At 68.4% G+C, this 25,984-nt stretch carries 32 protein-coding genes; 18 read left to right on the top strand and 14 right to left on the bottom strand.

Features of this window, described 5'->3' with window-relative positions; all coding sequences use genetic code 11:
• Positions 1-290 precede the first annotated feature (290 nt).
• The 4 genes from B1991_RS13375 (at position 291) to B1991_RS13360 (ending at position 3,023) form a co-directional block, all read left to right on the top strand.
• On the top strand, positions 291-1,007 hold the full coding sequence (locus B1991_RS13375; RefSeq protein ID WP_136259175.1) for a GFA family protein: 717 nt from the start codon (positions 291-293) through the stop codon (positions 1,005-1,007).
• A gap of 54 nt (positions 1,008-1,061) precedes the next feature.
• Entirely contained in the window at positions 1,062-1,619 is a 558-nt protein-coding gene (locus tag B1991_RS13370) for a dihydrofolate reductase family protein (RefSeq protein ID WP_136259174.1), read from the top strand.
• 136 nt (positions 1,620-1,755) lie between these two features.
• The gene (locus tag B1991_RS13365; protein ID WP_136259173.1) at positions 1,756-2,184 is read left to right on the top strand and encodes a DUF1801 domain-containing protein; all 429 of its coding nucleotides are present in this window, start codon (positions 1,756-1,758) and stop codon (positions 2,182-2,184) included.
• 38 nt (positions 2,185-2,222) lie between these two features.
• Positions 2,223-3,023, top strand: a complete 801-nt coding sequence (locus B1991_RS13360; RefSeq protein WP_136259172.1) for a CPBP family intramembrane glutamic endopeptidase — start codon at positions 2,223-2,225, stop codon at positions 3,021-3,023.
• Between the two features lie 99 nt (positions 3,024-3,122).
• Here B1991_RS13360 and B1991_RS13355 read toward each other — a convergent pair whose 3' ends face one another.
• The 3 genes from B1991_RS13355 to xerD form a co-directional block, all read right to left on the bottom strand.
• Entirely contained in the window at positions 3,123-3,539 is a 417-nt protein-coding gene (locus B1991_RS13355; protein WP_136259171.1) for a VOC family protein, read from the bottom strand.
• A 70-nt stretch (positions 3,540-3,609) separates the two neighbouring features.
• Positions 3,610-4,233: a glutathione S-transferase family protein gene (locus B1991_RS13350; RefSeq protein ID WP_136259170.1), complete on the bottom strand. Its 624-nt coding sequence runs from the start codon at positions 4,231-4,233 to the stop codon at positions 3,610-3,612.
• Positions 4,234-4,486: 253 nt separating this feature from the next.
• Entirely contained in the window at positions 4,487-5,422 is a 936-nt protein-coding gene (gene xerD, locus B1991_RS13345) for a site-specific tyrosine recombinase XerD (protein ID WP_425466693.1), read from the bottom strand.
• A gap of 32 nt (positions 5,423-5,454) precedes the next feature.
• Here xerD and B1991_RS13340 point away from each other — a divergent pair, with 32 nt between their 5' ends.
• The 3 genes from B1991_RS13340 to B1991_RS13330 all read left to right on the top strand — a co-directional run bounded on the left by B1991_RS13340 (position 5,455) and on the right by B1991_RS13330 (position 8,121).
• Entirely contained in the window at positions 5,455-5,961 is a 507-nt protein-coding gene (locus B1991_RS13340; RefSeq protein ID WP_136259169.1) for an RDD family protein, read from the top strand.
• A gap of 41 nt (positions 5,962-6,002) precedes the next feature.
• Positions 6,003-6,752, top strand: coding sequence for a class I SAM-dependent methyltransferase (locus B1991_RS13335; RefSeq protein WP_136259168.1), 750 nt, complete (start codon positions 6,003-6,005; stop codon positions 6,750-6,752).
• Positions 6,753-6,837: 85 nt separating this feature from the next.
• Positions 6,838-8,121 (top strand): polyhydroxyalkanoate depolymerase, encoded by a 1,284-nt coding sequence (locus B1991_RS13330; RefSeq protein WP_136259167.1) that lies wholly within the window; start codon positions 6,838-6,840, stop codon positions 8,119-8,121.
• A 9-nt stretch (positions 8,122-8,130) separates the two neighbouring features.
• Here B1991_RS13330 and B1991_RS13325 read toward each other — a convergent pair whose 3' ends face one another.
• The gene (locus tag B1991_RS13325) at positions 8,131-8,472 is read right to left on the bottom strand and encodes an MGMT family protein (RefSeq protein ID WP_136259166.1); all 342 of its coding nucleotides are present in this window, start codon (positions 8,470-8,472) and stop codon (positions 8,131-8,133) included.
• 81 nt (positions 8,473-8,553) lie between these two features.
• On the opposite strand from B1991_RS13325, the gene B1991_RS13320 reads away from it, so the two are divergent.
• On the top strand, positions 8,554-8,958 hold the full coding sequence (locus B1991_RS13320; protein ID WP_136259165.1) for a hypothetical protein: 405 nt from the start codon (positions 8,554-8,556) through the stop codon (positions 8,956-8,958).
• A 7-nt stretch (positions 8,959-8,965) separates the two neighbouring features.
• On the opposite strand, the gene B1991_RS13315 is transcribed toward B1991_RS13320, so the two are convergent.
• Both B1991_RS13315 and B1991_RS13310 read right to left on the bottom strand, forming a co-directional pair.
• Positions 8,966-10,078 (bottom strand): inorganic phosphate transporter, encoded by a 1,113-nt coding sequence (locus B1991_RS13315; RefSeq protein WP_136259164.1) that lies wholly within the window; start codon positions 10,076-10,078, stop codon positions 8,966-8,968.
• A gap of 72 nt (positions 10,079-10,150) precedes the next feature.
• Positions 10,151-10,780, bottom strand: coding sequence for a DUF47 domain-containing protein (locus tag B1991_RS13310; protein WP_136259163.1), 630 nt, complete (start codon positions 10,778-10,780; stop codon positions 10,151-10,153).
• A gap of 134 nt (positions 10,781-10,914) precedes the next feature.
• Between B1991_RS13310 and B1991_RS13305 the strand changes: the two genes are divergently transcribed.
• Entirely contained in the window at positions 10,915-12,237 is a 1,323-nt protein-coding gene (locus tag B1991_RS13305; RefSeq protein WP_136259162.1) for a hemolysin family protein, read from the top strand.
• A gap of 9 nt (positions 12,238-12,246) precedes the next feature.
• On the opposite strand, the gene B1991_RS13300 is transcribed toward B1991_RS13305, so the two are convergent.
• Complete coding sequence (locus B1991_RS13300) at positions 12,247-13,005, bottom strand: RNA methyltransferase (protein WP_136259161.1); 759 nt, start codon at positions 13,003-13,005, stop codon at positions 12,247-12,249.
• A gap of 136 nt (positions 13,006-13,141) precedes the next feature.
• On the opposite strand from B1991_RS13300, the gene B1991_RS13295 reads away from it, so the two are divergent.
• The gene (locus B1991_RS13295) at positions 13,142-13,945 is read left to right on the top strand and encodes an inositol monophosphatase family protein (protein ID WP_136259160.1); all 804 of its coding nucleotides are present in this window, start codon (positions 13,142-13,144) and stop codon (positions 13,943-13,945) included.
• Between the two features lie 33 nt (positions 13,946-13,978).
• Here the strand turns inward: B1991_RS13295 and B1991_RS13290 are convergent, their stop codons facing one another.
• Positions 13,979-14,311, bottom strand: a complete 333-nt coding sequence (locus B1991_RS13290) for a cupredoxin domain-containing protein (RefSeq protein ID WP_136259159.1) — start codon at positions 14,309-14,311, stop codon at positions 13,979-13,981.
• Between the two features lie 10 nt (positions 14,312-14,321).
• Complete coding sequence (locus B1991_RS13285; protein WP_136259158.1) at positions 14,322-14,852, bottom strand: DUF4142 domain-containing protein; 531 nt, start codon at positions 14,850-14,852, stop codon at positions 14,322-14,324.
• Between the two features lie 159 nt (positions 14,853-15,011).
• Here B1991_RS13285 and B1991_RS13280 point away from each other — a divergent pair, with 159 nt between their 5' ends.
• Positions 15,012-15,719 (top strand): RNA polymerase sigma factor, encoded by a 708-nt coding sequence (locus B1991_RS13280; protein WP_136259157.1) that lies wholly within the window; start codon positions 15,012-15,014, stop codon positions 15,717-15,719.
• 6 nt (positions 15,720-15,725) lie between these two features.
• Here the strand turns inward: B1991_RS13280 and hda are convergent, their stop codons facing one another.
• From hda to B1991_RS13265, 3 genes are read right to left on the bottom strand one after another with little or no spacing between them, the layout of a single operon-like run.
• Positions 15,726-16,433 (bottom strand): DnaA regulatory inactivator Hda, encoded by a 708-nt coding sequence (hda, locus tag B1991_RS13275; protein WP_136259156.1) that lies wholly within the window; start codon positions 16,431-16,433, stop codon positions 15,726-15,728.
• The gene (locus tag B1991_RS13270; RefSeq protein ID WP_136259177.1) at positions 16,430-17,605 is read right to left on the bottom strand and encodes an AI-2E family transporter; all 1,176 of its coding nucleotides are present in this window, start codon (positions 17,603-17,605) and stop codon (positions 16,430-16,432) included. Before B1991_RS13270 ends, hda begins: the two co-directional genes overlap by 4 nt.
• Positions 17,606-17,619: 14 nt before the next feature.
• Complete coding sequence (locus B1991_RS13265; protein ID WP_136259176.1) at positions 17,620-18,603, bottom strand: DUF2066 domain-containing protein; 984 nt, start codon at positions 18,601-18,603, stop codon at positions 17,620-17,622.
• Between the two features lie 231 nt (positions 18,604-18,834).
• Here B1991_RS13265 and purM point away from each other — a divergent pair, with 231 nt between their 5' ends.
• The 3 genes from purM (at position 18,835) to B1991_RS13250 (ending at position 21,392) form a co-directional block, all read left to right on the top strand.
• A complete protein-coding gene (gene purM, locus B1991_RS13260; protein WP_136259155.1) occupies positions 18,835-19,875 on the top strand; it encodes a phosphoribosylformylglycinamidine cyclo-ligase in 1,041 nt (346 codons plus the stop codon).
• Between the two features lie 117 nt (positions 19,876-19,992).
• Positions 19,993-20,652, top strand: coding sequence for a phosphoribosylglycinamide formyltransferase (gene purN, locus B1991_RS13255; RefSeq protein WP_136259154.1), 660 nt, complete (start codon positions 19,993-19,995; stop codon positions 20,650-20,652).
• A gap of 35 nt (positions 20,653-20,687) precedes the next feature.
• A complete protein-coding gene (locus tag B1991_RS13250) occupies positions 20,688-21,392 on the top strand; it encodes a DUF3108 domain-containing protein (protein WP_136259153.1) in 705 nt (234 codons plus the stop codon).
• 98 nt (positions 21,393-21,490) lie between these two features.
• Here B1991_RS13250 and murA read toward each other — a convergent pair whose 3' ends face one another.
• Together murA and B1991_RS13240 are read right to left on the bottom strand one after the other, a co-directional pair.
• Entirely contained in the window at positions 21,491-22,750 is a 1,260-nt protein-coding gene (murA, locus tag B1991_RS13245; protein WP_136259152.1) for a UDP-N-acetylglucosamine 1-carboxyvinyltransferase, read from the bottom strand.
• An 84-nt stretch (positions 22,751-22,834) separates the two neighbouring features.
• Complete coding sequence (locus tag B1991_RS13240; RefSeq protein WP_136259151.1) at positions 22,835-23,077, bottom strand: BolA family protein; 243 nt, start codon at positions 23,075-23,077, stop codon at positions 22,835-22,837.
• Between the two features lie 153 nt (positions 23,078-23,230).
• Here B1991_RS13240 and B1991_RS13235 point away from each other — a divergent pair, with 153 nt between their 5' ends.
• The 4 genes from B1991_RS13235 to lptA all read left to right on the top strand — a co-directional run.
• Entirely contained in the window at positions 23,231-24,241 is a 1,011-nt protein-coding gene (locus B1991_RS13235) for a KpsF/GutQ family sugar-phosphate isomerase (protein ID WP_136259150.1), read from the top strand.
• 65 nt (positions 24,242-24,306) lie between these two features.
• Positions 24,307-24,852, top strand: a complete 546-nt coding sequence (locus tag B1991_RS13230) for a KdsC family phosphatase (RefSeq protein ID WP_136259149.1) — start codon at positions 24,307-24,309, stop codon at positions 24,850-24,852.
• On the top strand, positions 24,849-25,526 hold the full coding sequence (lptC, locus tag B1991_RS13225; protein ID WP_136259148.1) for an LPS export ABC transporter periplasmic protein LptC: 678 nt from the start codon (positions 24,849-24,851) through the stop codon (positions 25,524-25,526). The genes B1991_RS13230 and lptC overlap by 4 nt, the downstream gene beginning before the upstream one ends.
• Positions 25,459-25,984 (top strand): lipopolysaccharide transport periplasmic protein LptA (gene lptA / locus B1991_RS13220; protein ID WP_246031168.1); only part of this gene is annotated, 526 nt, incomplete at its 3' end. The genes lptC and lptA, both read left to right, overlap by 68 nt.

The raw sequence follows: 25,984 nt of genomic DNA, 5'->3' as shown, positions 1-25,984 counted from the left end.
CGTGGACCTTGAAACCGCCCTACATTTAATTGGCTAGGTTCCATTTACACCAGACTTCGACTTCGACCTACGCCCAGAGATGCTCTGATCAAGTCTTTGCTCGTCATTCCAGCGAAAGCTGGAATCCAGTGCCTTCAAATGGTTGCCGAGGCGCTGGATCTCAGCTTTCGCTGGGATGACGGCTTGCTCAGACCTTCCCCAGGGGCCGCCCCGGACTCGATCCGGGGACGAACGGCCCTCAAACAAGTGCCGTTCTATCCTGTCCCGAATTTCGCCCGAGGAGAGATCGCATGAACGAGGTCGCCGGTGGGTGTCTGTGCGGCAGTGTCCGCATCGTCGCGACAGGGCAGCCTGATCGGGTCGGCGTGTGCCATTGCCTCGACTGCCGCAAGCACCACGGCGCCTTGTTCCACGTGTCGGCGGTGTTCCCGCGGCAGGCCGTGACGGTGGAAAGCGAAACGGGTGAGTATGCGGGGAGGCACTTTTGTCCGCGTTGCGGCTCGTCGGTGTTCTCGCTCAGCGGGAACGAGATCGAGGTGAACCTGGGTTCCCTCGATGCGCCGAACCAGTTCAAACCCACCTACGAGCTGTGGACCATCCGCCGGGAATCCTGGTTGCCTGCGTTCGACTGGATGAAGCACTACGAACGTGATCGCGATACCACGAGTCGCGCCGAGGAGCCGGCACAAAGCCGCCCCATCGTGGTGCTCGTGCACTATCGCGCCCTACCCGACCAGGCGGCTGCGGCCACGCGGGCGATTTCCGCGCTGATCGCCACGGTGCAATCGGTCGAGCCGGATTGCGCCGGCATCACCATGTTGCAGGACGCTGCCGACCCGGCGCGGATCACGCTCATCGAACGATGGCCCGGCCGGGCAGCGTTCCTGGGGCCGCACATGCAGCAACCCCACATCCAGTCCTTCATCCGGTCCGCGGAAGCCTTGCTTGCGGGGCCGCCGGACATCTCGTTCTGGCATCCCGTAGATAAAGGAGACGCGGCTGATTAAATCGGGCAGGCCTCAGAATCCGACTCTGTTCTGCTCTCCCATACGGACGACATCATGGGCCTCATGACCTTCAGCATCAACGTCACCCTGGACGGCTGTGTCGACCATCAGGAAGGCATCGCCGACGACGAGACGCACGCGTTCTTCACCCGGCTCATGGACGAGAGCGGCGCGATGCTGTGGGGCCGCGTCACCTACGAGATGATGGAGAGCTGCTGGCCGGCGGTCGCCCGCGGCGAGGTGGAAGCAGCGCCGGCGATGCGCGAGTGGGCGGTCAAGCTGGAGGCCAAGCCGAAGTACGTGGTGTCCTCGACGCGAAGGGATTTCCCCTGGGCCAACAGCCACCATGTCGCCGGCGACCTGCGCACGGGCATGCAGAAGCTCAAGGACGCGACACCGGGCGGCGTGCTCCTCGGCAGCGGCAAGCTTGCGACCGAACTGGATCGGCTGGAGCTGATCGACGAGTACAAGTTCCTCGTCCATCCCAGGATCGCCGGTCATGGCCCGACCCTGTACCAGGAAGGGCTGCCCGGCACGCGACGACTGGAGCTGGTCTCGGCCACGCCGCTTCGCAACGGGGCGGTCGCCGTGCACTACCGGCGCGCACGCTGACTCGGCAATTGAAGGGAACGTGGCCAATTAAATCGGTTCCGAGCAGTTTCACAGGCCACCCCTTCTCCCAATATGATGACAGCCTGCTGAGATCTTCCTTGACAGGCCACGCTCCATTTGCGCCAGGAGGATAGCCATGACTCGACTGATGCGATTTCCGAGTGCCGTCAGACGCGACCCGGCCGTCGATACCTGGATGCAGGAACATTCCGGGCCTCTTGGCTCCATTGCACGACAATGGTTCGAGGTAATGCGCAACTGCGGTGATGATGTTCGGGAGCTGTTGCACGATGGGCATCCCACCGCGTGCGTCGGTGACGCGGCGTTCGGCTACGTCAATGCATTCACCCACCATGTCAACGTCGGCTTCTTCCTCGGCCCGGAGCTGGAAGATCCGGAACACTTGCTGGAAGGCACCGGCAAGTTCATGCGCCACGTAAAGCTCAGGCCAGGGCAAACAGTGGATTCCATGGCGCTCCAGACGTTGACAGCAGCCGCGTACACCGGCATCCGCCATCGTTCTGATGCAGGCGCCCATCCGAATCCGCGTCGCGGCCCGGCTTGATTCAAGCGTCAAGCCTTCACTCGCACCTGGAGCCCTGGATGACCACATCCTGGAAACATCCCCTCCTCTTCGTGCTGGGCGCAGTGGGTTGCGTCTTGCTCTACCTGTTTCTCCTCAACTTCCCTCCGACGAGTCTTCGCGGCCCCACGGCCGGGCTCTTCCCCGTCATCGTCCTCGCCACGACCACCTCGTGGCTCACAAGCCGCGCACTGCGGAGCGATGGATTGCCGTGGTCCACGCTTGGCCTCGGCGCCGGCCAGCGAAAGACCGCTCGTTTCGTCCACGGTCTCATGGCCGGTGCCATCCTCGCCGGCTTGTGGATGGTCATGGTCACCGTGGCAACGAGTGCGTCCTGGAGGCCCAACCCGACCTTTGATGTGAGCGCCCTTGTTCTCGCCTCACTCTTCCACTTCTTCAATAACGTGGGTGAGGAACTGGTCTACCGGGGATATCTTTTCGTTCGCCTGACGGCTTGCTGGGGCGCACCCGCAACCGTGGTGGCGACGTCGGGCGCATTCGCACTCCTGCACCTTCAGGCGGGGATCCCGTGGCTGAGTGTCCTCGCCGCAGTCTTGACGGCGGGCCTGGTATTCGGGGCCATCTTTGCGCGTTGGCGAAGCCTGCCACTTGCCTTGGGCTTTCATGTCGCCACCAACGTTGCTCAGGATGCCTTCGGCCTTCGCCCCGGCGCCGCTTCCCTGCTGCAGGCGACGTACCCGACCGGCGCCGCCGACAAGGGCACCTCCATTCTGGCGGGCATCGCTCTTCTCAATGTGATCGTGGCCACGGGCCTGCTGTTCTGGCCTCGTCGGCAGCCAGGCGCGACTGATCGCCGGTAGCCGCGCGCACCGCGCGTCCTCCCTCCATGGCCTCGATGCATGCATCGCTTGCGTCGAGGCGCAGACGCAGCTGCCTGTCGTAGGCCGTAGACCTTGCGCTCAGGCCGGCCGGTTGCAGTTGACCATCCACATCGCGCCGTAGCGGTCGGTGAGCATGCCGAAGCGCAGTGCCCACTGCGTTTCGGCCATCGGCATGCTCACCTGCGCGCCGTCGGACAAGGCGGCGAACAGGCGCTCGGCTTCCTGCGGCTGGTCCACGCTGAGCGACACGGCGTTGCCGTGGATGCCCGGATACGGGCCGCTGTCGGGATTGCACCAGTCCGAGCCCATCAGCACGGCATCGCCCACCTGCAGGCGCACGTGGGCGATGAGGTGGCGGGTGGCGGGCGGCGCCGCATCGCCGGACATGTCGCCCATGGTCACCTTCATCGCGATCTGGCCGCCCAGGCAGCGGGCGTAGAAGTCGAAGGCTTCGGCGGCGTTGTCCTTGAAAAACAGGTAGCTCACGAGTTGCATCGGTATTCTCCGGCGGGGTGCTCTGCAGGGATGACGAACGGCGCGGGCGCAGATCGACAATCAGCGCGAATCAGGCGGCCACGGCGATCTCGGGGAAGGGTTCGCGCCAGGCCTCGAGCTCGTTCATGCGCTCGTGCCAGCGCTGGACGGCGGGGAATTCGGCCAGTGGAATGTGCGCGCGGGTCGCGTGCGGAAGCGCCACCGCGAGCGCGAAATCGGCCAGCGTGAGCGAGTCGCCGACCACGTAACGGCGATGTTGCAGATGGCCGTCCAGCACCGCTGCGGCGCGGCGCCATTCGTGCGAAGCCCGCTCCACTTCGGCGGCGTCGGCTTCGCCCAGGCCAAAGCGCGGCCTGATGATGTGCTCGAAGTAGAGCGCGCCGCCGGGCTGGGTGAAGTGCTGGTGGTTCCAGCTGAACCAGCGGATCACCTCGATCTGGCGTGCGTCCTGCGGCCACAACTCCGAGTCGCAGCGCGCGGCGAGGTGGCACATGATCGCGTCCGTCTCCCACAGCGCCAGCGCGCCGTCGACCAGGGTGGGCACCTTGCCGTTGGGATTGAGCGCTAGGTAGTCGGGGCGGCGGTGCTCGCCGCGGCCGAGGTCGAGATAGACGTATTCAACGGGGGATTCCAGGTATTTGGCGACCGCGCACGCGGAGCGCGGCTTCAACACGTCGGACCAGTAGAGCTTCATGGTTGATGATTCCTCGCGAACAGGGGGCTTCCACCCAACGACGAACGGCATCCCGGCAAATCGACAATGTCGAAAGCCGCCATTCCGGCGAGAGTCGTGCCCGCCGCACAGGGCCACGTCCACCCGAATCCAACCCCGCCATCGCAGGAGCCCGCTCGCGGGCGATGCTTTTGAGGATTCGGCCGAAGCGAAAGCATCGCCCGCGAGCGGGCTCCTACGGTGAAGCTTCGAACCACCGCGCCCACATTCCCGCTCACCCGCGCGGATGATGCTGCGCGTGCAGCCGTTTCAGCCCTTCCTTCGCCACCAGCGTGTAGATCTGGGTGGTGCTGAGCGAGCTGTGGCCGAGCAGCATCTGCAGCGCGCGCAGGTCGGCGCCGTGGTTGAGCAGGTGGGTGGCGAAGGAGTGGCGCAGCACGTGCGGCGAGATGCGCCTGGCGTGGATGCCGACCTGCTGCGCGTAGCGCTTGACCAGGGTCCAGAACATCTGCCGGCTCATGCCTTCGCCGCGGTTGCTCAGGAACAGCGCCGCGGGCTGCCGGCCGCGGGCCAGCGCCGGCCGGGCGCTGGCGAGATATTCGCCGATGCGCGCCAGCGCCTCCTCGCCCACCGGCACCAGTCGGTCCTTGCCGCCCTTGCCGGTGATCCGCAGCACGCCCTGGCGGGTGTTCAGCGCCGCCAGCGGCAGTTCCACCAGCTCGGACACGCGCAGGCCGGAGGCGTACATCAGCTCCAGCATGGCGCGGTCGCGCAGGCCCAGCACGGTGCCGGTGTCGGGCGCACCGAGCAGGCCCTCGATCTCGCGTTCGGCCAGCGCCTTGGGCAGGCTGCGCGGCATTTTCGGTCGCTCGATCAGCAAGGTGGGGTCGACGAAATCCGGCTCGTCGCGGGCCACGCAGGCGTAGTAGCGGCGAAACGCCGACTGCCGCCGCGCGATCGAGCGGACGGCCGCCGCCTGGGTGCCGTGGTAGGCGGAGATGTCCTCGCGCGTGGCCGTGTGCAGGCTGCGTCCACGCGACGCCAGCCAGCGCGCCAGCGCTTCCAGATCGCGCCGGTATGCTTCGAGCGTGCGCTCGGCCAGGCCGTCCTCCGACCACACCCGTTCGATGAACAGCGCGATGCCGCGGCGATCGGCTTCGGCGATACTGGCGGGGTTTTCTTCCTTGTCCATGCGCACGATGCTGACCATCGCGCGCGCTCCACGCAAGCGATCCGATGCCGATGCCCGACCGTTCCGACGCGCCCACCGCCCCGCCCTGCCCGCTGTGGCGACGCCTGCTCGCGCTGGTCTACGACTTGCTGATCGTGGTGGCGATCGTGATGGTGGTGGGCCTGCTCAGCCAGCTGGCCACCGGCGGGCAACTGGTGCAGGGCGCCGATCACGCGCAGGTGCCGGCGTGGTATCGGCCGCTGCAGGGGCTGGTGGTGTCGGCATACTTCGTCGGCTCGTGGCTGCGCGGTGGCCAGACCGTGGGCATGCGGCCGTGGCACATCCGCGTGACCGATCGCGCCGGCGCCGCGCCGACCTTGCAGCAGGCGGTGCTGCGCTTGCTGGTGGCGGCCGCGCCGATGCTGTTGCTGATGCTGGCGCCCACGCTGGGCTTGCGTACCACGCTGTGGCTGCTGCTGGCAGCATGGGCTGCATGGTTTGCCGTGGCCCTGTTCGACCCGCGCCGGCGCGCGCTGCACGACCTCGTCGCGGGCACCGAGTTGCGCCAGATCCGCTGAGCTTCACGTATTGCACAGCGCGGACGCGGTTCAATCGGCCGATGCCCTCCCTGCCCGCCGCCGAGCCTTGCAACAACGACGAGTTGATCCGTCGCAACCGCGGCTTCTACGAGCCGCTGTGGGCCGGGGCGAACCTGGTCGAACCCTCGCGCTTCAATACCTGGCCGCTGCTGCAGGCGCTGGCGCATGAAGCGCCGCGCCGGCTCGAAGTGGCGCCCGGACTACGCCCGCGGCTGCCGCTGCGCGGCACCTGCTTCGTCGACCTCAGCCATGCCGCGGTGCAACGACTGCGGGCCAGCGGCGCCACCGCGGTGCACGGCATGATCGGTGCGCTGCCATGGCGCGATGCCAGTTTCGACCTGGTCTGCGCGCTGGACATCCTCGAACACGTCGCCGACGATCACGGCGCGCTGGCGGAACTGGCCCGCGTGGCGGCGCCCGGCGCGCGCGTGCTGCTGTCGGTGCCGCTGCACCCGCAGGCATGGACCGCGTTCGACGACTGCGTGGGCCACTGCCGCCGCTACGAACCGGCGCAGATCCTCGCCCTGCTGGCCGAACACGGCTTCGTGCTGGAACACAGCGCGGTCTACGGCATGCAGCCGAGTTCGCCGCGATTGCTGGCACTGGCCGAGTGGTTCCTCGACCACCAGCGCGAACGCGCGATGTGGTGGTACAACCGCGTGTTCATGCCGCTGGGCCTGCATTTCCAGCAGCCGCTGCGCTGGCGCGAGGGACTGGGCGACACCGACGGCGTGGACGAAGTCCTGCTGCGCTGCCGCCGCGCAGGTTGAGACCCAAGTTTCTGCGGCATTGCAACACGATTAGGTCATTCCCGCTAAGATGCAGGGGATTACGACCACGGCCACCCCCACCCCGATGCTCTATCAAATCCATGAATGGCAGCGCTCGCTGCTCGGCCCGCTGAGCTACTTCGCCGAGGCCAACGCCCGCATGCTCAACGCCCGCGGCAACCCGTTCGCCGCCTGGCCCGGCGTGCAGCGGCTGTCCGCCGCCAACGAGCTGGTCTACCGGCTGGGCAAGAATTACGAGAAGCCCGCATTCGGCATCCATGTCGCCGAGGCGCACGGGCAGGAAATCGCGGTGATCGAGCGGGTGGCGCTGGCCAAGCCGTTCTGCCAGCTCAAGCGCTTCAAGCGCTTCAGCGACGATCCGGCCACCATCGAGAAGATGAAGAAGGACCCGGTGGTGCTGGTGGTGGCGCCGCTGTCCGGCCATCACGCCACCTTGCTGCGCGACACCGTGCGCACCCTGCTGCGCGACCACAAGGTGTACATCACCGACTGGATCGACGCGCGCATGGTGCCGGCCGCCGACGGCACCTTCAGCCTGGACGACTACGTCGCCTACGTGGAGGATTTCATCCGCCACATCGGCGCCGAATCGCTGCATGTCATTTCCGTGTGCCAGCCCACCGTGCCGGTGCTGGCGGCGGTGTCGCTGATGGCCGCACGCGGCGAAGCCACCCCGCGCAGCCTGACCATGATGGGCGGCCCGATCGACCCGCGGCGCAGCCCCACCAGCGTCGACAACCTGGCCACCACCCGTCCGCTGGCGTGGTTCAAGGGCAACGTGATCCATACCGTGCCGCCGAAATATCCGGGGCACGGGCGCGAGGTATATCCGGGCTTCCTGCAGCACGCCGGCTTCATCACGATGAACCCCGGCCGGCACATGAGCTCGCACTGGGACTTCTACCAGGACCTGCTGCGCGGCGACCAGGAAGACGCCGAGGCGCACCGCAAGTTCTACGACGAGTACAACGCCGTGCTGGACATGCCGGCGCGGTTCTACCTCGACACGATCGAGAAGGTGTTCCAGCAGGCGCTGCTGCCGCGCGGGCTATGGGACGTCGCCGGCGAACGCGTGGAGCCCGTCGCGATCCGGCACAGCGCGCTGCTGACCATCGAGGGCGAGCTGGACGACATCTCCGGCCTGGGCCAGACCGAGGCGGCGCACGACCTGTGCAGCAGCATCCCGGCGAAGCGCCGCGCGCACCGGGTGATCGAAGGTGCCGGCCACTACGGCATCTTCAGCGGCCGCCGCTGGCGCGAAACGGTCTACCCGCAGGTGCGCGACTTCATCCGCCAGTTCGACCAGCCGTTCAAGCCGACCGGACGTCGCCGCGGCGACGCAGAGTAGCGGAGCAACTCACGCGTCGGGCCAGCCCCACAGCGCGTGGTCGAGGTTGCCGTCCAGGCCGAAGCGCGACAGCGGCACGCGGCCGTTGACCACCTCCACGCCCTCGGCACGCAGCCGGCGGCACTGTTCGCGGAAGCCGCGGCTGCCCGGCGGCATCGCGACATGACCGCTGGCCCGCAGCACACGGAACCACGGCAACTCCATGCCGTCGGGCACCTCGCCCAGCAGCCGCCCGACCAGCCGCGCCCGCCCCGGCAGCCCCGCGCGGGCCGCGATCGCGCCGTAACTGGCCACGCGGCCGGGCGGAATCGCGGCGATGGCGGCATAGATGCGGGCGTTGCGGTCTTGCATGGGTACTCCGGTTCAACCCGCCGACTCGGCAGGCGGTGCCCGACAGAGTAACCTCGGGCTCTGTCCCACGGGAATGGCACCATGCGCCACTTCGAAGCCGTGCGCTCCCACCTTGCCGGCGCGCACCAGCTGCACCACAACGACCCGTACCTGATCAGCTTCGATCTGGCGCTCGGCCGCGGGCGCCATCAGGGCATCTATCTCGCCGAGCTGGAGGGCGAATCGGGCCGCCGCTACCTGCGCGTATCCACCCCGATCGGTCCGCTTGCCGGCACCGACCCGCAGCGCTGCCTGCGCTTCAACTGGGAACAGCGCACCGGTTTCCTGGCGGTGGCCGACCTGGACGGTTCGCCCTACCTGCACCTGTGCGAGAACCGCCTGTACGAATTTCTCGACGCCGCGGAGCTGGACCGGGTGATCCGCGTGCTGGGCAAGCTGGGCGACCGCCTGGAGCAGGTCATCGCCAGCGACGAGGATGCCTTGTAGCGGCGGCTCAGAACGCCGCGCGATACGCCATCACGAAGCCGTAGGCCAGCAGCGCGGTGATCGGCAGGGTCAGGATCCACGCCCACACCATCCGCTCCACCACCGACCAGCGGATCGCGCTGAAGCGCTTGGCCGCGCCCACGCCCATGATCGAGGACGACACGATGTGGGTGGTCGACACCGGGATGCCGAACACCGACGCGCTGAGGATCACCAGCGCGCCGCTGGTTTCGGCGGCGAAGCCGTTGATCGGATGCAGCTTGACCATCTTGTGGCCCAGCGTCTTGATGATGCGCCAGCCGCCGCCGGCGGTGCCCGCCGCCATGGTCAGCGCCGAGACCACCTTCACCCACACCGGGATCACGAAGCCGCCGGCCGGGTTCTCGTCGATGCGCAGGAAGCCGAGTATCCACGGCAGATGGTCGAATTGATGCGCCGCGGTGGCGCCAGCCAGCGCCAGCGCGATGATGCCCATGCTCTTCTGCGCATCGTTCATGCCGTGCGCCACGCCCATGGCGCCGGCCGAGAGGATCTGCGCCTTGCCGAAAAACGCGTTGACGAACGGCGTGCGGCCAAGCCGGCGCGACCAGCCATGACGGCTGGCAAACCACGACAACAGCCCGTACAGCGCGCCCATCACGATGAAGCCGATGATGAACCCGCCCACCGGCGACAGCACCATCGGGATGATTACCTTGGGAATGACGCCGCTGCCCTTGAGCCAGCTGCCATGGGCCCAGATCACCGCGTCGAAGTCGTTGCCCGACGCGGCCAGCGCGGCGCCGACCAGGGCGCCGATCAGCGCATGGCTGGAACTCGACGGCAGGCCCAGCCACCAGGTGATCAGGTTCCACGCGATCGCCGCCAGCAGCGCGCAGATCAGCAGCTGGGAACTCACCTCGAGCACGCCGGCATTGATCAGGCCCGAGGCGATCGTGGCCGCCACGGCGGTACCGAGGAACGCACCGACCAGGTTGGTGCCGGCGGCCATCAATACGGCCTGGCCGGGGCTGAGCACCTTGGTGGCCACCACCGTGGCGATGGAGTTGGCGGTGTCGTGGAAGCCGTTGATGTAGGTGAACGCCAGCGCGATCACCACCACCGCGATGACGACGCTCATGCGCGGACTCCCGCGGCAAGGCGGCGGCCGGCGGCCGAACGAGGCGGAAGGCGCAGGGTCACGAGCGGGCCCTCAGGAGTTCTTCAACACGATCGAGTAGACGATGTTGCCCACGTCGCGGCACTTGTCGATGGCCTTCTCGATCAGCTCGAACAGGTCCTTGGCCAGCATCGCGCGCATGGCGTCGCTGCCTTCGACATACAGGGTGCGGTACGGCGCCAGCAACATGCGGTCGCCCTCCGACTCCAGTGCCTGCAGGCGATCCTGCAGCTTCTTCACGCGGTCGATGCGCAGGCCGTTGCGCAGCTCGCCGACCATCTCGGCCACCACCTCGCTGGAATGCAGCAGCACCTGCGCGCGCTGCGCGAAATCCACGCCGCCCAGGCGGGCGGAGACGATCTCGTAACGCTCGGCGAACTTCTCGATGGTCTTGGGGATCTTGTACAGCGAGGAGTTCAGCGCCTCGATGTCCTCGCGATCCAGCGCGGTGACGAAGGTGTTCACCAGTCCTTCGCTGATCTGCGCGGCCAGCTCCTTCTCGCGTGCACGGGTCGCCGCGAAGCGCGCCATCACCGAGCCCTGATCCGGCTTGGTCAGCAGGTCGTGCAGGGCCTGAGCGCTTTCGCTGGCGGCGCTGGCGCTCTGTTCAAGCAAGCCGTAGAACTTGTCGCCTTTGCCGAAAATCGTCTGCAGTGAAAACATGCTGGCCATGCCTGAAGGAGCGGAATGACGGAAATGTTACAGGATGCCCGTGCTGCCATGCATCAATATCCACGTGAAGCGGAGCCCCGCTGCCCTTACACTGTGCCCATGCACCCTCCGACACCATCGCCGCGATGCTGACCGAAATCGCGCTCGTCTTCGTGCTTGCGCTGTGCAATGGCTTCTTCGCGTTGTCGGAGATGGCCCTGGTCGCGTCGCGGCCCAGCCGCCTCAAGCAGATGGCCCGCACCAGCCGCCGGGCCGCGGCCGCGCTGCGCCACGCGGAGGCACCTGAGCGATTCCTCTCCACCGTGCAGGTCGGCATCACCCTGGTGATGCTGGTCACCGGCGCGGTCGCCGGCGATGCACTGGGCGCCCACATCGCCGCCGCGCTAAGCGGCGAGCACATGGCCTGGCTGCTGCCGTACGCGCGCGGCGCCGGCATCGTGCTCGGTTTCGCGCTGATCTCGTACATCCAGATCGTGATCGGCGAACTGGTGCCCAAGCGGCTGGCGCTCGCCGCGCCGGAGAAGGTGGCGTCCTGGGCCGCCATCCCGATGCTGGTGCTGGCGCGGATCACCTCGCCGTTCGTGTGGCTGCTCAACGCATCCAGCGGCCTGCTGCTGCGCCTGCTGCGCGTCGACACGCACGGCCGCGGCGTGGTGACCGAGGAGGAGATCCGCCTGCTGGTCGCCGAGAGCGTCGAGGCCGGCGTGATCGACGAGGACGAGCACAACATGGTCAACCGCGTGCTGCGCCTGGGCGACCGCACGGTGGACAGCGTGATGACGCCGCGCATGCGCATCGCGTGGCTGGACATCGCCGCGTCCCGCGAGGAAAACATCGAGGTGCTGCGCGCGACTCCGTATTCGTGCTACCCGGTGTACCGCGGCGACGAGAGCGAGGTGGTCGGCGTGGTCGAGGTCAAGCGCCTGCTGCACGGTTTCGCCGAAGGCACGCCGGAGCTGTTCGGCCACTTGGCCAAGCCGCTGTTCGTGCCGGCCACGGCGCGCGCGCTGGACCTGCTGGAGGAATTCCGCGACGCGGAAACGCCGCTGGCCCTGGTGGTCGACGAATACGGCGACATCGAGGGCGTGGTCACCGTCAACGACCTGCTGGCGGCGGTGGTCGGCGCCAGCCAGATCGGTCACGGCAGCGGCAACGAGGAGGGCCCGATCATGCGGCGCGCTGACGGCAGCTGGCTGATCGACGGCAGCCTGTCGACCGACGACCTGCGCGAACTGTTGCACACCAGCGAACTGCCGGGCGAGGACGACCACGATTTCCGCACCGTCGCGGGCATGGTGATGACCGCGCTGGGTCACGTGCCGCTGGTCGGCGAAGTATTCGCCTGGCGCGGCATCCGCTTCGAGGTAGTCGACCTGGACGGCGCCCGCATCGACAAGCTGCTGGTCACCCCGGCCCCGTCGATGGAACCCGCCGACGACGAGCAGTAGCAAAGCGGGCTACTTGTGTTTCGCCAGGGTGGCCATGCGTTGCGCGTCGGCCAGAATGCCGTGCAGCACACGCAACTCGCGCTGGTCCGGCTGGGCGCGCTGGAACAGCTTGCGCAGGCGCAGCATGATCGTGGTCGGTTCGCGGCCCTTGTGGAACTCGATGTCGTCCAGCGTCTGCGCCAGATGGCGGTAGAACTGTTCCATCAGGGCGGCGTCGGCGAGCGGCTCGTCGTGCTCCGGCGGTGGTGCGGGCACTTCGTCGCCCAGGGCCGCCATGCGCAATTCGTATGCCATCACCTGCACCGCCTGCGACAGGTTGAGCGAGCTGAAATCGTCCACGCTGGGAATCCGCACCATCGCGTGGCAGTGCGCCAGTTCCTCGTTGGCCAGCCCGCTGCGCTCGTTGCCGAACAGCAGCGCCACCTGCTCGCCGCGTTCCGCGGCAGCCAGCGCCTGTCGCGCCGCCTCGCGCGGCCCGAGTTCCGGCAGGGTGATGCCGCGCCGGCGCGCCGACAGGCCCAGCGCGAAACTGCAGCCGGTCAGCGCGTCGACCAGCTCGCCGTGCACGCCGGCATGCTCGAGCACGTCGTCGGCACCGGCCGCCAGCGCGTTCGCCTCGCGGTCGGGGAAATGCGCCGGGTTGACCAGCTCCATCCGCGTGAAACCCATCGTGCGGATCGCCCGCGCCGCGCTGCCGATGTTGCCCGGATGCGAGGTGCGCGCCAGCACGAAACGGAGGCGGGCAGCGAGGTCGGCGGTATCGGGCATGCGTGGATCGGCGTGGCGGGCGGAACACGCAAGGATAACGGACAAGCGTCGTGACCGGCCGCTTTCCGCCCGCAGCGGCGGGCGGCCTGCTAGAATCGGCGGCCGCAAACCCCGCTCTCTTCCAAAGTCGATACCCATGGCCAGACCACACGTCACGATCGCGGCGCGCGCCGCGCGTTCCGCAGGCAATGTGATCCTGCGCTACATGAACCGCATCGACGGCCTGCACGTGGTCGAGAAGCAGCAGATGGACTTCGTCTCCGAGGTCGACAAGCTGGCCGAGGCGGAAATCGTCAAGGAACTGCGCCGCGCCTACCCCGACCACGCCGTCCTCGCCGAGGAAAGCGGCGCGACCGGCAAGGGCCCGCTGACCTGGGTGATCGACCCGCTGGACGGCACCCACAACTACCTGCGCGGCATCCCGCATTTCTGCGTGTCGATCGCGCTGCTGGAAAAGGGCGTGCCGATCCACGCGGTGATCTTCGACCCGCTGCGCGACGAGCTGTACACCGCCAGCAAGGGTGACGGCGCCTATCTCAACGACCGCCGCATGCGCGTGGGCAAGCGCGAGAACCTGGGCGGCGCGATGATCGCCACCGGCTTTCCGTTCCGCCAGCGCGAGCATCTGGGCCCGCAACTGGACATGACCCGCGCCATCCTCGGCCAGGCCGAGGACATCCGCCGCTCCGGCTCCGCCGCGCTGGACCTGGCCTACGTCGCCGCCGGTCGCTACGACGGCTATTTCGAGATCGGCCTGAAGCCCTGGGACATGGCCGCCGGCGTCTTGCTGGTGCACGAGGCCGGCGGTCGCTACTGCGATTTCGCCGGCCGCGACGGCATTCCGGAAAGCGGCAACCTCATCGCCGGCAACCTCAACGTGGCCAAGGCGATGGTCGACGCCATCGGGCAACAGGCGACACCGGCGCTGCTCAAGGCCTGAGCGAACCGCCCGGCCCGGCGCAGCGCCGACGCCTCACTTCACCAGCAGGTTCGCCTGCATCGTCGGGTGGAACTTGCAGAAGACGGCGAAGCTGCCGGCTTTCGCCGTCATGCGCACGGTGGCGCCCGGCTTGAGGTCGACGTCGAAACTGCCGTCACGGGCGGTGGCGCTGTGTTCGAGGATGCCGTGATTGGCCCATTCGATGATGTCGCCGGCGCGAACGTCGGCAGGCATCGGGCCGAAGGCCATCTTGTCGATCACCACCACGTGCACGCGCGGAGCGGCCGCCGCGCCGGCGGCGGTGGCCGGCGCGAAGCCGCCGACCACCGCCAGTGCGATGCCGAGCCAAAGCATCATGCGAAGCATGTCGCACTCCCTACTTCAGGCTCTGCGCCAGATGCTCGGCATGCATCTGGTGCGACTGGAACAGCTTCAGCCCGGTTTCCAGCAGCGACTTCAGCTCCGCGTTCTGCGCCGCGGGGATCAGCGTGCCGCTCAACGCGCCGTTGACAGTCCGGTGGAAGGCGACTTCGTTGGCGGCATAGGCCTTGTCGTAGGCCTCGCCATTCAATGCGGCGAGCTTGGTCTGCTCGGCCGCGGCGGCGCTGGCCAGCGACTGGCTGGTCGCGTTGTCCTCGGGCGTCACGCCCAGCTTCTTCACCAGCGCCAGCGCCTGCTCGTTCACCGCCGCGTGGTCGCGGGCCATTTCCTCGGCGAAGGCGCGCACCACGGGGTTGTGCGACTTCTGCAGCGCCTGCTTGGCCGCGGTAACGTCGATCGCACCGGCGGTATAGGCGATGTGCGCGATCTGCGCGTCATCGGGTGCCGGTGCGGCCGCCTCGGCGTGCATGGCGGGACCGGCGGCCAGGGCCAGACCGAGGACGAGGGCAAACAGCGGCTTGTTCATGATGGATGGTTCCTTGCATGGATGGGCGGCACGCAGCGGCCGCCCGTGCCCATCAGATGCAGCAGCGGCGCAGCGGTTCCCGGGGCCCGGCCCGGGGGCCAGCGCACGGGAACCTTCCGACATGCAAACGCATCCGATCGGGTGTAGAAGGAGGACACCATGCCCAACCAAGCCCGTACTGCACTCGTCGATTACGCCTCGCTGGACGACCACGCGCTGGTGGCGCGCGTCCTCGACGGCGAACGCCCGGCGTTCCGACACATCATGCAGCGCTACAACCAGCGCCTGTTCCGCGTTGCGCGTGCCGTGATCGGCGACGACTCGGAAGCGGAAGACGTGCTGCAGGAATCGTATATGCGTGCCTATCACAAGCTGGATTCGTTCCGCGGCGAGGCGACCCTGTCGACCTGGCTGACCACGATCGTGCTCAACGAGGCCCGTGGCCGCCTGCGCAAGCGCCACACCATGGTGGGACTGGAACAAGTGGACGCCGCACCCGACGACACCCATCAGATCATCCGCTTCCCCTCGGCCTTCGGCAGCGAGGATCCCGCCGCCTCCGCCGCCCGCGCGCAGATCCGTCATCTGCTCGAACACGCCATCGACGAACTGCCGCCCGCCTTTCGCGTGGTCTACATGCTGCGCGATGTCGAGGAATGCAGCGTGGAGGAAACCGCCAGCCAGCTCGGCATCAAGCCGGAGACGGTGAAAACCCGCCTGCACCGCGCCCGCCGCCAGCTGCGCGCTGCGCTGCACGACAAGCTCGCCACCACCGTCGGCGAGGCATTCGCCTTCATGGGCCGGCGCTGCGCCCGCGTGTCCGACGCGGTGATGGCGCGGCTGGATGCCGAGGTCGGCAAACCCTGACGCCGGTCAGGACGCGGCAGCGCCGCCCTCGCGCAGGAACTCGCGCAGGAACGGGATGGTGACGCGCCGCTGCGCAGCCAGCGAGGCGGCGTCCAGCTTGTCGAGCAGGTCGAGCAAGGCGCCGAGGTCGCGCGCATAGCGGGCGAACAGCCAGTCGAGCACGCTGTCGTCCAGCTCGATGCCGCGTGCTGACGCCTGCGCTTTCAGCACCGCGCGACGTTCGTCGTCGTCCAGCGGCTTCAGCGCGAACTGGGTGCAGGCGCCGAGGCGCGAACGCAGGTCGGGCAGCTCGATGCCCAGTTGCGCAGGCGTGGCATCGGCGGCGAACAGCAGCGCATGGCCTTCGGTTTTCGCGCGGTTGTAGAGGTCGAACAGCGCGTGCTCCGCGTCGCGGTTGCCGGCGATGGTGCCGAGATCGTCCAGCGCCAGCAGCTCACTGCCGGCGACGCCGCGCAAGGCGGCCGCGGGATCGCCCATCGTGGCCAGCGGCAGGTACTGCACGCGCCGGCCGGCCGCGGTGGCGGCCTGACAGGTCGCCAGCAGGAGATGGCTGCGGCCGCTGCCGGACACGCCATGCAGGTAGATCCACGGCGCACCGGCTTCGACGGCGAAGCTGCGCAGCGCGGCCAGGACCGCGGCATTGGCGCCGGCGTGGAAATGCTCGAAGCGCTGGCGTCGCGGCCAGCGCAGGGCGAGCGGCAGTTGCGGGTTCATTCGACCGGCCGGTCCCCTGCCGCAGGCGTTACCTGCGCCTCGGCGGCGGCGGCGCCATCGGCACGCGTGGCCACCTCCACCTCGGCAATTACCGGATCGGCAGGGCCCTCGTCGTTGTACAGCTCGCTCATCCGGTAGCGTTCGACCAGGTAGCGCAGCAACACCACGATCACCGACGCGGCCGGCAAGGCCAGCAGCACGCCGAGAAAACCGAACAGGTAGCCGCCGGCCAGCACCGCGAAGATCACCGCCACCGGATGCAGGCCGATCTTGTCGCCGACCAGCTTCGGCACCAGCACATAGCCTTCCAGCAACTGGCCCAGCGCGAACACGGCGCACACCATCAGCACGTGGGCCCAGTCGCCGAACTGCACCAGCGCGGCGATGATCGCGGCGACGAAGCCGATGATGAAACCGAGATACGGCACGAAACTGAGCAGGCCGGCGACCATGCCGATCAGCAGGCCCACCGACAACCCCACCAGCCCCAGGCCGGTGCCGTAAAACACGCCCAGCGCCAGCATCACCAGCAGCTGGCCGCGCACGAAGGCGCCGAGGATGGCATCCGACTCGCGCGCCAGATGGGCGATGGTCGGCTGCACCGAGCGCGGCAGCATGCCGTCGATGGTGGCCACCAGCCGATCCCAGTCGCGCAGCAGGTAGAACGCCACCACCGGGATCAGCACCAGGTTGGTCAGCCACATGGCGATGCCGACGCCCGAGCGCGACACCTTGCCGATCACCGCGGTGGCGACGCCGCCGATCGAGCCGATGTGTTCCTTGATCGCCGTCACCAGGCGATCGCTGTCAAACATGTGCGGATCGAGGTGCAACTGCGCTTGCAGCCAGGGCCATGCCACGTGCTGCGCCCAGTCGCCGTAGCGCGGCAGGTTGCTGATGAGGTTCTCTACTTGTCGCGCAACCAGCGGGATCAGCAGCAGCAGCACGCCGACGACCACCACCAGGATCACCACGAAGACGATCGTGGCCGCCCACATCCGTTTCAGCCCCAGCCGCTCCAGCCGGTCGGCCAGCGGATCGCCCAGGTAGGCCAGCATCGCGGCGATCGCGAACGGCATCAGCACCGGCGCCAGCAGCCAGAGCAGGTAGACGATGACGGCGACAAGCGCGAACAGCTGCCAGCGCCGCGAGATCTCCTTGTCCTGATTCACTCGCTCCACGCCGTTCACCGCAGCCAGCGCAGGTTGGCGTCCGCGCCTTCGTGCGGCTCGCCCTGCAGCAACAGGCGCCCGCCCGCGGCGAGGCTGGTGGCCAGCGCCGTGATCGGTACCGATGCACTGACGTCCAGCAGGACGCCGTCGTTCAGTGCGCCGATCGTGGTCACCTGGCGTACCGAGGGATCGTTGTCGAGCGTGGCGAGCAGGCTGGCGTACTCATCGGCCGAATCCACGCCGCTGATCCACAGCTTGCCTTCGCTGGTCGCCGAGCCGATCACGTTGAGCTGCTTGCCCAGCCGGTCGACCAGGCCGTTGCCGGCATCGGCCAGCACCGCATCCTCATCCGTACCCTGGTTGCTCCAGCGCTGCGCCTGGCCGCCGGAAATCAGCGTCCAGTCCGCCGTGCCGTCATGCAGCTTGCCGAGCAGGACCAGGCCGGTGTGGTACTGCCGGTTGATGCGCGCCAGCGTGGCCGGGTCGGCCGCCGCGACCAGCGCCGGATCGGGTTCGCTGCCGGGTTGGGGGAATACCACCGTGGTGCCGCGCGCCGCGGCGGCGGTGGCCAGGTTGGCCAGTTGCGCCGGATCGACGGCGCCGCCGTTGGCCTGCTGCACCAGCAGCAGCACCGGCGGCTTGATGCCCGCGCTGGCTACGCCGAGCTTGCCGATCAACCGGCGCACCGAGGCCGGCGCGAAATCCACGTCCAGCACCAGGCCGGTGGCGGCGCGCTGGTACTGGAACTTCTGCACCAGCGAACTGGCGCTGCCCAGCGCCTCGGCATAGCCGGGGTTGCTGCGCAGGTCCTGGCCGCCGGCCACCCGCGCCATCACCTGCGCCAGCGCGGTGGAGAACGCCTGGTCGCGCTGCTCGTCGCTGGTGTCGGTCACCGGCACGGTGACCGAATACGGCGAGCCGCCGGCCTGCGCATGCAGGCGCGGCAGCGCCGCCAACCCCAGCAGCAGGAACACGATCCACAGACGGTGCAGGCGCATGGGCACGGCGATCATCCTGAAGAAAACACCGGTGAAGTCTGCCCAATCCCGCCCGCAGCGTCCATCCGTGCGGCACGGCGGCAGCCGGGCGCGGCGGGTTTCGGTTGCGCATCCTGCCAGGCATTTGCGTTGTTGCCGTGGCGGTCCCCGCCATGTCCAGCAACCGGAGGCGGCGCGTGGCCGTTGCGCATCCTGCTAAACTTGCGCGTTTCTTCCACGCCGGTTTCCGCCATGTCCGACGCCCTCACCTACCGCGCCGCCGGGGTCGATATCGACGCCGGCAATGCCGTGGTCGAACGCATCAAGCCGCTGGTCAAGCGCACCTTCCGTCCCGAAGTGATGGGCGGGCTGGGCGGCTTCGGCGGCCTGTTCGATCTCTCCGGCCGCTACCAGGAACCGGTGCTGGTCTCCGGCACCGACGGCGTCGGCACCAAGCTCAAGCTTGCCCAGCAGCTGGGCCGGCACGACACGATCGGCATCGACCTGGTCGGCATGTGCGTCAACGACGTGCTGGTACAGGGCGCCGAGCCGCTGTTCTTCCTCGACTACTTCGCCACCGGCAAGCTGGACGTGGAGACCACGGTGGCCGTGGTCGGCGGCATCGCCAGGGGCTGCGAACTGGCCGGCTGCGCGCTGATCGGCGGCGAAACCGCCGAAATGCCCGACATGTACCCGCCCGGCGAATACGACCTGGCCGGCTTCACCGTCGGTGCGGTGGAAAAGTCACGCATGCTGAGCGGCGCGTCGATCGTCGCCGGCGACGTGGTGCTGGGCGTCGCCTCCAGCGGTCCGCACTCCAACGGCTATTCGTTGATCCGCAAGATCCTCGACCGCGCCGGCAACCCGCTCGAGCTGGACCTGGACGGCGTGAAGCTGGCCGACGCGCTGATGGCGCCGACCACCATCTACGTCAAGCCGATGCTGGAGTTGCTCGGCGCCGGCTCTTCCCGCATCCCGGTCCACGGCCTCGCCCACATCACCGGCGGCGGGCTGAAGGAAAACATCATCCGCGTGGTGCCCGACGGCCTCGGTCTCGCGCTGGACGCCGCCGCCATCGTGCTGCCGCCGGTGTTCGACTGGCTGAGGCGCGAAGGTCAGGTGGCGCGCGAGGAAATGTGGCGCACGTTCAACTGCGGCATCGGCTTCACCGTGATCCTGCCGCCCGACGCCATGGCCGACGCGTCCGCCCTGCTGGCGCAGCACGGGCTGGCCAGCTCGGTGATCGGCGAGGTAGTGAAGGCGCGGGGCGACGAGCGCGTCCACATCGGTTGAACTTCATCCATCCCCGTTCGCCCCGAGCATAGACCCGAAGGGTCGAAGTCGAAGGGCCCCTCGACGCCGGCGCGATGCGCCTGCGCACGGGGAGAACGGGTTCAGGCAGACGTATCCATGGCCGTTCCTCCCCGCATCGCCGTCCTCGCCTCCGGCCGCGGCAGCAATCTCGCCGCACTGATCGCCGCACGCGACGCCGGCACCCTGCCGGTGGAATTCGCCCTCGTGGCCAGCGACAAGGCCGACGCCGGCGCGCTGCGCCTGGCCGAAGCGGCCGGCATCCCTACCCTGGCGCTGTCGCCGAAGGCTTATCCCGACCGCCGCGCTTACGACCTGGACCTGCTCGATCGCGTCGCCGCCAGCGGTGCCGAGCTGCTGGTGCTGGCCGGTTTCATGCGCGTGATCGACGCCGAGGCCCTGCGCCCGTGGGTCGGCCGCGTGATCAATATCCATCCTTCGCTGCTGCCGAAGTACCGCGGCCTGCACACCCATCGCCGCGCGCTGGAAGCCGGCGACGCCGAACACGGCGTCAGCGTGCACTTCGTCACCGCCGAGCTCGATGGCGGCCCGGTGATCGCCCAGGCACGGCTGACGATCGAGGCCGGCGACGACGAACAGCGCCTGGCCGAACGCCTGTTGCCGCTGGAACACCGCCTGCTGCCGGCCGTGCTCGGCCTGCTCGCCAGCGGTCGCCTGCAATGGCGCGACGACGGGGCCCACTACGCCGGGCAGCCGCTGTCGGCCCCGCTGCTGCTGGGCGACCGCGGCCTGGAGTGATGCGCCATTCAGGCCGGTGCGGGCAGACTCCGGGCATGACCATGCGCCCCCTGCTCGCCACCCTGCTGGCCCTTTCCCTCTGGCTCGGCACCGCCACCGCGGCCACCACGCCGAGCGCCTTCACCGCCACCTACAAGGTGTCGCGCGGCGGCAGCCCGATGGGCACCGCCACAATCAGCCTGCACGACGACGGCAACGGCCAGTGGACCTACCGCAAGGCGGTCAAGGGCACCGGCGGCCTCGCCGCGCTGCTCGGCGCCAGCGTGGACGAGACCTCGCGCTTCCGCTGGAAGGGCGAGCTGCCCGAGGCGATCAGCTACGACTACAAGCTGCAGACGGGAATCAAGGACAAGCAGCGCCACCTGCGCGTGGACTGGAACACCCACCAGGTGCACGTCGAAGGCAACAAGGGCAGCGAGACCTACCCGGCCCGACCGGGGATCGTCGAGCGCAATACCTTGCCTTTGGCGCTCGGCGTGGCCCTGCGGGATGGCCAGCAGCAGGTGGCGCTGGCAGTGGCGGTGCGCCAGAAGGTGGAGACCCAGCGGTTCAAGGTGGCCGGCACGGAGGCCATCCAGGTTCCCGCCGGCAGCTTCCAGGCCAAGCGTGTCGACCGCACCGACGCCGATCGCGGCTTCAGCGCGTGGTACGCACCCGCCCGCTATCCCTTGCCGGTGAAGCTGTCGCAGCACGACGGCGGCGAGCTCACGATGGAGCTGGTGAGCTACACCCCGCAATGACCGCCACAGCGTAGGGCGGGCACTGCCCGCCGGTTTTCGATGTATCACCAAGAGCGGCGGGCGGTGCCCGCCCTGCACCCTTCGGCCAACGGCCGGGATCAGCTCGGCAAGCGCCGGATCCGCGCGCCGAGCACGCCGAGTTTTTCCTCGATGTTCTCGTAGCCGCGATCGATGTGGTAGACGCGGTCGACCACAGTTTCGCCGCTGGCGACCAGGCCGGCCAGCACCAGACAGGCCGAGGCGCGCAGGTCGGTGGCCATGATCGGCGCGCCGCTCATGTGATTCACGCCCTGCACGATCGCGGTGTTGCCTTCCAGGCGGATGTCGGCGCCGAGCCGCTGCAGTTCGTGCGCGTGCATGAAGCGGTTCTCGAACACCGTCTCGGTGACCACGCCGGTGCCTTCGGCCACGCAGTTGAGCGCGGTGAACTGCGCCTGCATGTCGGTCGGGAACGCCGGGTACGGCGCGGTGCTGATGTTGACCGCCTTCGGCCGACGCCCGCCCATGTCCAGCTCGATCCAGTCCTCGCCGATGGATATCTGCGCGCCCGATTCCTCCAGCTTGGCCAGCACCGCGTCCAGCGTGTTGGCGCGGGCGTGCCGCGCACGTACCTTGCCGCCGGTCATCGCCGCGCCGACCAGGAAGGTGCCGGTCTCGATGCGATCGGGCAGCACGCTGTACTCGGCGCCGTGCAGGCGCTCGACGCCGTGGATCACCATGGTCGACGTACCGGCACCCTCGATCTGCGCGCCCATCGCCATCAGACAGTGCGCCAGGTCCACCACCTCGGGCTCCTGCGCGGCGTTGTCGATGATGGTGGTGCCCTGCGCCAGGGTGGCGGCCATCATGATGTTCTCGGTGCCGGTGACGGTGACCATGTCCATGCTGACGCGCGCACCCTTCAACCGCGACGCCTTCGCCTTGATGTAGCCGTTCTCCACCGTGATGTCGGCGCCCAGCGCCTGCAGGCCGCGGATGTGCTGATCGACCGGGCGCGAACCGATCGCGCAGCCGCCGGGCAGCGAAACCTCGGCCTGACCGAAGCGCGCCACCAGCGGACCGAGCACCAGGATCGAGGCGCGCATGGTGCGCACCAGGTCGTACGGCGCCACGCAGGTGCTGGTGGTGCGCGGGTCGACGTGCATCTTCATGCGGTCGTCCAGCACCAGCTGCACGCCCATCTGGCCGAGCAGTTCGATGAAAGTGGTGACGTCATGCAGGTGCGGCACGTTGCCGATGCTGACCGGCTCGTCGGCCAGCAGGCAGGCGGCGAGGATCGGCAGCACGGCGTTCTTGGCGCCGGAAATGCCGACCTCGCCATGAAGTGGCACGCCGCCGTTGATGAGGATTTTGGCCATGGGATGTTCGGATTCGGGAATACGGGGTGGAGGAACAGCGTCAAGTGCAGATGATGGCGGGATGCGGCTTTCGGAAGGCCCGGGTCACGAATCCCCCGCGTCGGCCTCCTCGGGCGTGAGGGTTCGCAGCGCCAGCGCGTGGATCGCGCCGCCCATCAGCTCGCCCAGGGTGGCGTAGACCAGCCGGTGCCGCGCCAGCGGCAATTTGCCGGCAAACTGGCTGGCGACCACGGTGGCCTCGAAATGCACGCCGTCGACGCCTTCGACCTGGGCCCGGGCGCCGGGCAGGCCTGCTTCAATCATCGCCTGTATGCGGCTGGGGTCCATGAGTGTTCCATACGGAGTCGTGCCGGCGGCACCATGTCAGGCCGCGTGGCGGCACCATGGGCTGGCAAAGACGTTAAAATGCGAATATGCCATGGTAATGGAATTCTTCTGGCACAGAAACGACACCGGCGCCCTTCTCCCATCCGAGTCCCCATGAACGCACGCATCGCCCCACCCGCGCCGAACGCACCAAACCCCGACGCCATCACCCGCAGCGCGCGCACCGTGATCGCCACCGAGGCTGCCGCGCTCGCGGCGCTGGAGCCGCGCATCGGCGACGACTTCGTGGCGGCCTGCCGCCTGATCCTGGGCTGCGCGGGCCGCGTGGTGGTCAGCGGCATGGGCAAGTCCGGCCACGTGGCGCGCAAGATCGCCGCGACCCTGGCCTCCACCGGCACGCCGGCGTTCTTCGTGCACCCGGGCGAGGCCAGCCACGGCGACCTGGGCATGATCCTGCCGCAGGACGTGGTGCTGGCAATCTCCTACTCGGGCGAGACCGATGAACTGCTGTTCATCCTGCCGGTGATCAAGCGCCAGGGCATCCCGCTGATCGCGGTCACCGGGCGCGCCACGTCGTCGCTCGCGCGCGAGGCCGACGTGCACCTGGACGGCAGCATCTCCAGCGAAGCCTGCCCGCTCGGGCTGGCGCCGACCACCAGCACCACGGTGGCGCTGGTGCTTGGCGACGCGCTGGCGATCGCGCTGCTGGAGGCGCGCGGCTTCACCGCGGACGACTTCGCCCGCTCGCACCCGGCCGGCGCGCTGGGCCGGCGCCTGCTGCTGCACATCAGCGACGTGATGCACACCGGCGACGACGTGCCGCGCGTGCCGCCCGATGCCTCGCTCACCAAGGCGCTGATGGAAATGACCCGCAAGCAACTGGGCATGACCGCCGTGGTGGATGCCGACCAGCGCCTGCTGGGGGTGTTCACCGACGGCGACCTGCGCCGCGCGCTCGACGACGAGGAGGTCGACCTGCGCGGCGCCCGCGTCGCCGACCTGATGACCCGCGGGCCCAAGACGATCGGCGCCGAACGCCTGGCCGCCGAGGCGGCGCAGCTGATGGAGAAGCACCAGATCCACGCCCTGCTGGTGGTCGATGACGAACAGCACGTCGTCGGCGCGCTGAACATTCACGATCTGCTTCGTGCGCGCGTGGTCTGATGCGGCTTGCCGCATCAGAAAAATCAAACACGCCGCTCTTGATCTTGGCTCTCCAGAATCCCGCCGTGCCCAACTACCTGGCCAACCTCCCCGACGACATCCTTGCCCGCGCCGCGCAGGTCCGCCTGGCCGTGTTCGACGTCGACGGCACGCTCACCGACGGCCGCCTGTGGTACGGCGAGGACGGTCGCGAGACCAAGGTGTTCCACGTGCACGACGGGCTGGGCCTGAAACGCCTGCAGGCCTGCGGCGTGCAAGTCGCGCTGATCACCGCGCGGATCAGCCACCCGGTGGCGTTGCGCGCCGAGGAGCTGGACATCGCCCACGTCTACCAGGGTCAGGGCGACAAGCGCGCCTGCCTGGCCGAACTGCTCGACGCGTTGCAGTTGCAACCCGCACAGGTGGCCTACGTCGGCGATGACTTGCCGGATCTGGCGCCGATGCGCATGGCGGGCCTGGCCGTGGCGGTGGCCAACGCGCATCCGTGGATCGTCGAGGCGGCCCATTGGCAGACGCGCGCGCGCGGCGGCGAAGGCGCCGCGCGCGAGGTATGCGACCTCATCCTCCACGCCCAAGGCCACGGCGACGCCGAGCGGGAGCATTGGCGGTGAACTTGCGCCAGTGGCTGCGCGACCGGCGCCTGCCGGTCGCGATCGTGCTGGTCGGCCTCGCCGCGGGCGCCAGCCAGCTGCTGCTGTGGTGGCTGGGCCCGGCGCCGCGCGCACGCGACTTCGTCGGCCCGCCGCGCTCGAGCTACACCTTGAACGATGCCCGCGTCACCGAGTTCGGCGTGGACGGCAAACCCAGCGTGTACCTGCAGGCACCGCGGGTGGACCGGCGCGAAGGCGACGAGTCGCTGTACCTCGACTCGCCCACGTTCCAGATCCCGGCCGAGCAGGCCGACGTGCCGCCGTGGCGGGGCAAGTCGCGCTACGGCTGGGTCAACAAGCCGGGCACGCTGCTCAAGCTGCAGGGGCCGGTCGAACTGCATCGGGACGCTTTCACCGACGCGCAGGGCACAAGCCGTCCCGAGGCCGGCGTGCTGACCTCGGAAGTCACCGCCTGGCCGCGGGAAAACCGCCTGGAAACAGCCCAACCCGCCCAGCTGACGCAAGGCGACAGTAGAATGAACGGGGTCGGCATGCGCGCCAATCTCTCTGACAACCACCTGGAACTCCTCCATGACGTCCACGGCATCCTCTTTCCGCAGTCACGGAATGCTCCGGCTCGCCCTGCTCGTGCTGGGAGCGCTGCTGCTGCAGCCCGCCCTGGCAAGGAAGGATGACCGCAGCCAGCCGATGCGGGTGGTGCATGCCGATTCGTTCAGCGGCTTCAACGCACCCAACAGTGTCACCACGCTCAACGGCAACGTCGAACTGAGTCAGGGCACGCTGAAGATCACCGGCGACCTGGCCAAGATCCACGTCGACGGCAACCAGCAGTTGAGCCGCATCGTGGTCACCGGCAACGCCCATATCCAGCAACTGGACGACGCCGGCAACCTGATGTCCGGCGACGCGCACACGCTCGACTACGACAACATCAAGGGCATCGCCACGCTCAAGGGCCAGGCCTCGGTGCACCAGCAGGGTCGCGGCGAGGCCCATGGCGATACGCTCACCTACAACACGCAGACCAGCGAGATGACCGGCAGCAGCGGCAACGACGGCATGGTGCACATGGTCTTCCTGCCCAAGCCGCAGCCTGTCCCCGCGCACTCCGCCACCGAGCCCACGAGACAGG

This window comes from Rhodanobacter lindaniclasticus (assembly GCF_004799035.1).
GTDB lineage: Bacteria > Pseudomonadota > Gammaproteobacteria > Xanthomonadales > Rhodanobacteraceae > Rhodanobacter > Rhodanobacter lindaniclasticus.
Note: the sequence above shows the minus strand (reverse complement) of the source record. Positions and strands in the feature narration are given on the sequence as shown.

What these genes read in the sequence shown, in the direction of transcription:
- B1991_RS13240 (WP_136259151.1), bottom strand. Translation starts at nt 23,077, where the DNA reads ATGGACCCCAGCCGCATACAGGCGATGATTGAAGCAGGCCTGCCCGGC.
- B1991_RS13335 (WP_136259168.1), top strand. Translation starts at nt 6,003, where the DNA reads ATGCCCTCCCTGCCCGCCGCCGAGCCTTGCAACAACGACGAGTTGATC.
- B1991_RS13320 (WP_136259165.1), top strand. Translation starts at nt 8,554, where the DNA reads ATGCGCCACTTCGAAGCCGTGCGCTCCCACCTTGCCGGCGCGCACCAG.
- B1991_RS13325 (WP_136259166.1), bottom strand. Translation starts at nt 8,472, where the DNA reads ATGCAAGACCGCAACGCCCGCATCTATGCCGCCATCGCCGCGATTCCG.
- hda (WP_136259156.1), bottom strand. Translation starts at nt 16,433, where the DNA reads ATGAACCCGCAACTGCCGCTCGCCCTGCGCTGGCCGCGACGCCAGCGC.
- B1991_RS13375 (WP_136259175.1), top strand. Translation starts at nt 291, where the DNA reads ATGAACGAGGTCGCCGGTGGGTGTCTGTGCGGCAGTGTCCGCATCGTC.
- B1991_RS13365 (WP_136259173.1), top strand. Translation starts at nt 1,756, where the DNA reads ATGACTCGACTGATGCGATTTCCGAGTGCCGTCAGACGCGACCCGGCC.
- B1991_RS13350 (WP_136259170.1), bottom strand. Translation starts at nt 4,233, where the DNA reads ATGAAGCTCTACTGGTCCGACGTGTTGAAGCCGCGCTCCGCGTGCGCG.
- B1991_RS13290 (WP_136259159.1), bottom strand. Translation starts at nt 14,311, where the DNA reads ATGCTTCGCATGATGCTTTGGCTCGGCATCGCACTGGCGGTGGTCGGC.
- B1991_RS13330 (WP_136259167.1), top strand. Translation starts at nt 6,838, where the DNA reads ATGCTCTATCAAATCCATGAATGGCAGCGCTCGCTGCTCGGCCCGCTG.
- B1991_RS13340 (WP_136259169.1), top strand. Translation starts at nt 5,455, where the DNA reads ATGCCCGACCGTTCCGACGCGCCCACCGCCCCGCCCTGCCCGCTGTGG.
- B1991_RS13305 (WP_136259162.1), top strand. Translation starts at nt 10,915, where the DNA reads ATGCTGACCGAAATCGCGCTCGTCTTCGTGCTTGCGCTGTGCAATGGC.
- xerD (WP_425466693.1), bottom strand. Translation starts at nt 5,422, where the DNA reads ATGGTCAGCATCGTGCGCATGGACAAGGAAGAAAACCCCGCCAGTATC.
- B1991_RS13360 (WP_136259172.1), top strand. Translation starts at nt 2,223, where the DNA reads ATGACCACATCCTGGAAACATCCCCTCCTCTTCGTGCTGGGCGCAGTG.
- B1991_RS13250 (WP_136259153.1), top strand. Translation starts at nt 20,688, where the DNA reads ATGACCATGCGCCCCCTGCTCGCCACCCTGCTGGCCCTTTCCCTCTGG.
- B1991_RS13285 (WP_136259158.1), bottom strand. Translation starts at nt 14,852, where the DNA reads ATGAACAAGCCGCTGTTTGCCCTCGTCCTCGGTCTGGCCCTGGCCGCC.
- B1991_RS13370 (WP_136259174.1), top strand. Translation starts at nt 1,062, where the DNA reads ATGGGCCTCATGACCTTCAGCATCAACGTCACCCTGGACGGCTGTGTC.
- B1991_RS13315 (WP_136259164.1), bottom strand. Translation starts at nt 10,078, where the DNA reads ATGAGCGTCGTCATCGCGGTGGTGGTGATCGCGCTGGCGTTCACCTAC.
- B1991_RS13235 (WP_136259150.1), top strand. Translation starts at nt 23,231, where the DNA reads ATGAACGCACGCATCGCCCCACCCGCGCCGAACGCACCAAACCCCGAC.
- purN (WP_136259154.1), top strand. Translation starts at nt 19,993, where the DNA reads ATGGCCGTTCCTCCCCGCATCGCCGTCCTCGCCTCCGGCCGCGGCAGC.
- murA (WP_136259152.1), bottom strand. Translation starts at nt 22,750, where the DNA reads ATGGCCAAAATCCTCATCAACGGCGGCGTGCCACTTCATGGCGAGGTC.
- purM (WP_136259155.1), top strand. Translation starts at nt 18,835, where the DNA reads ATGTCCGACGCCCTCACCTACCGCGCCGCCGGGGTCGATATCGACGCC.
- B1991_RS13280 (WP_136259157.1), top strand. Translation starts at nt 15,012, where the DNA reads ATGCCCAACCAAGCCCGTACTGCACTCGTCGATTACGCCTCGCTGGAC.
- B1991_RS13295 (WP_136259160.1), top strand. Translation starts at nt 13,142, where the DNA reads ATGGCCAGACCACACGTCACGATCGCGGCGCGCGCCGCGCGTTCCGCA.
- B1991_RS13310 (WP_136259163.1), bottom strand. Translation starts at nt 10,780, where the DNA reads ATGTTTTCACTGCAGACGATTTTCGGCAAAGGCGACAAGTTCTACGGC.
- B1991_RS13265 (WP_136259176.1), bottom strand. Translation starts at nt 18,603, where the DNA reads ATGCGCCTGCACCGTCTGTGGATCGTGTTCCTGCTGCTGGGGTTGGCG.
- B1991_RS13300 (WP_136259161.1), bottom strand. Translation starts at nt 13,005, where the DNA reads ATGCCCGATACCGCCGACCTCGCTGCCCGCCTCCGTTTCGTGCTGGCG.
- B1991_RS13355 (WP_136259171.1), bottom strand. Translation starts at nt 3,539, where the DNA reads ATGCAACTCGTGAGCTACCTGTTTTTCAAGGACAACGCCGCCGAAGCC.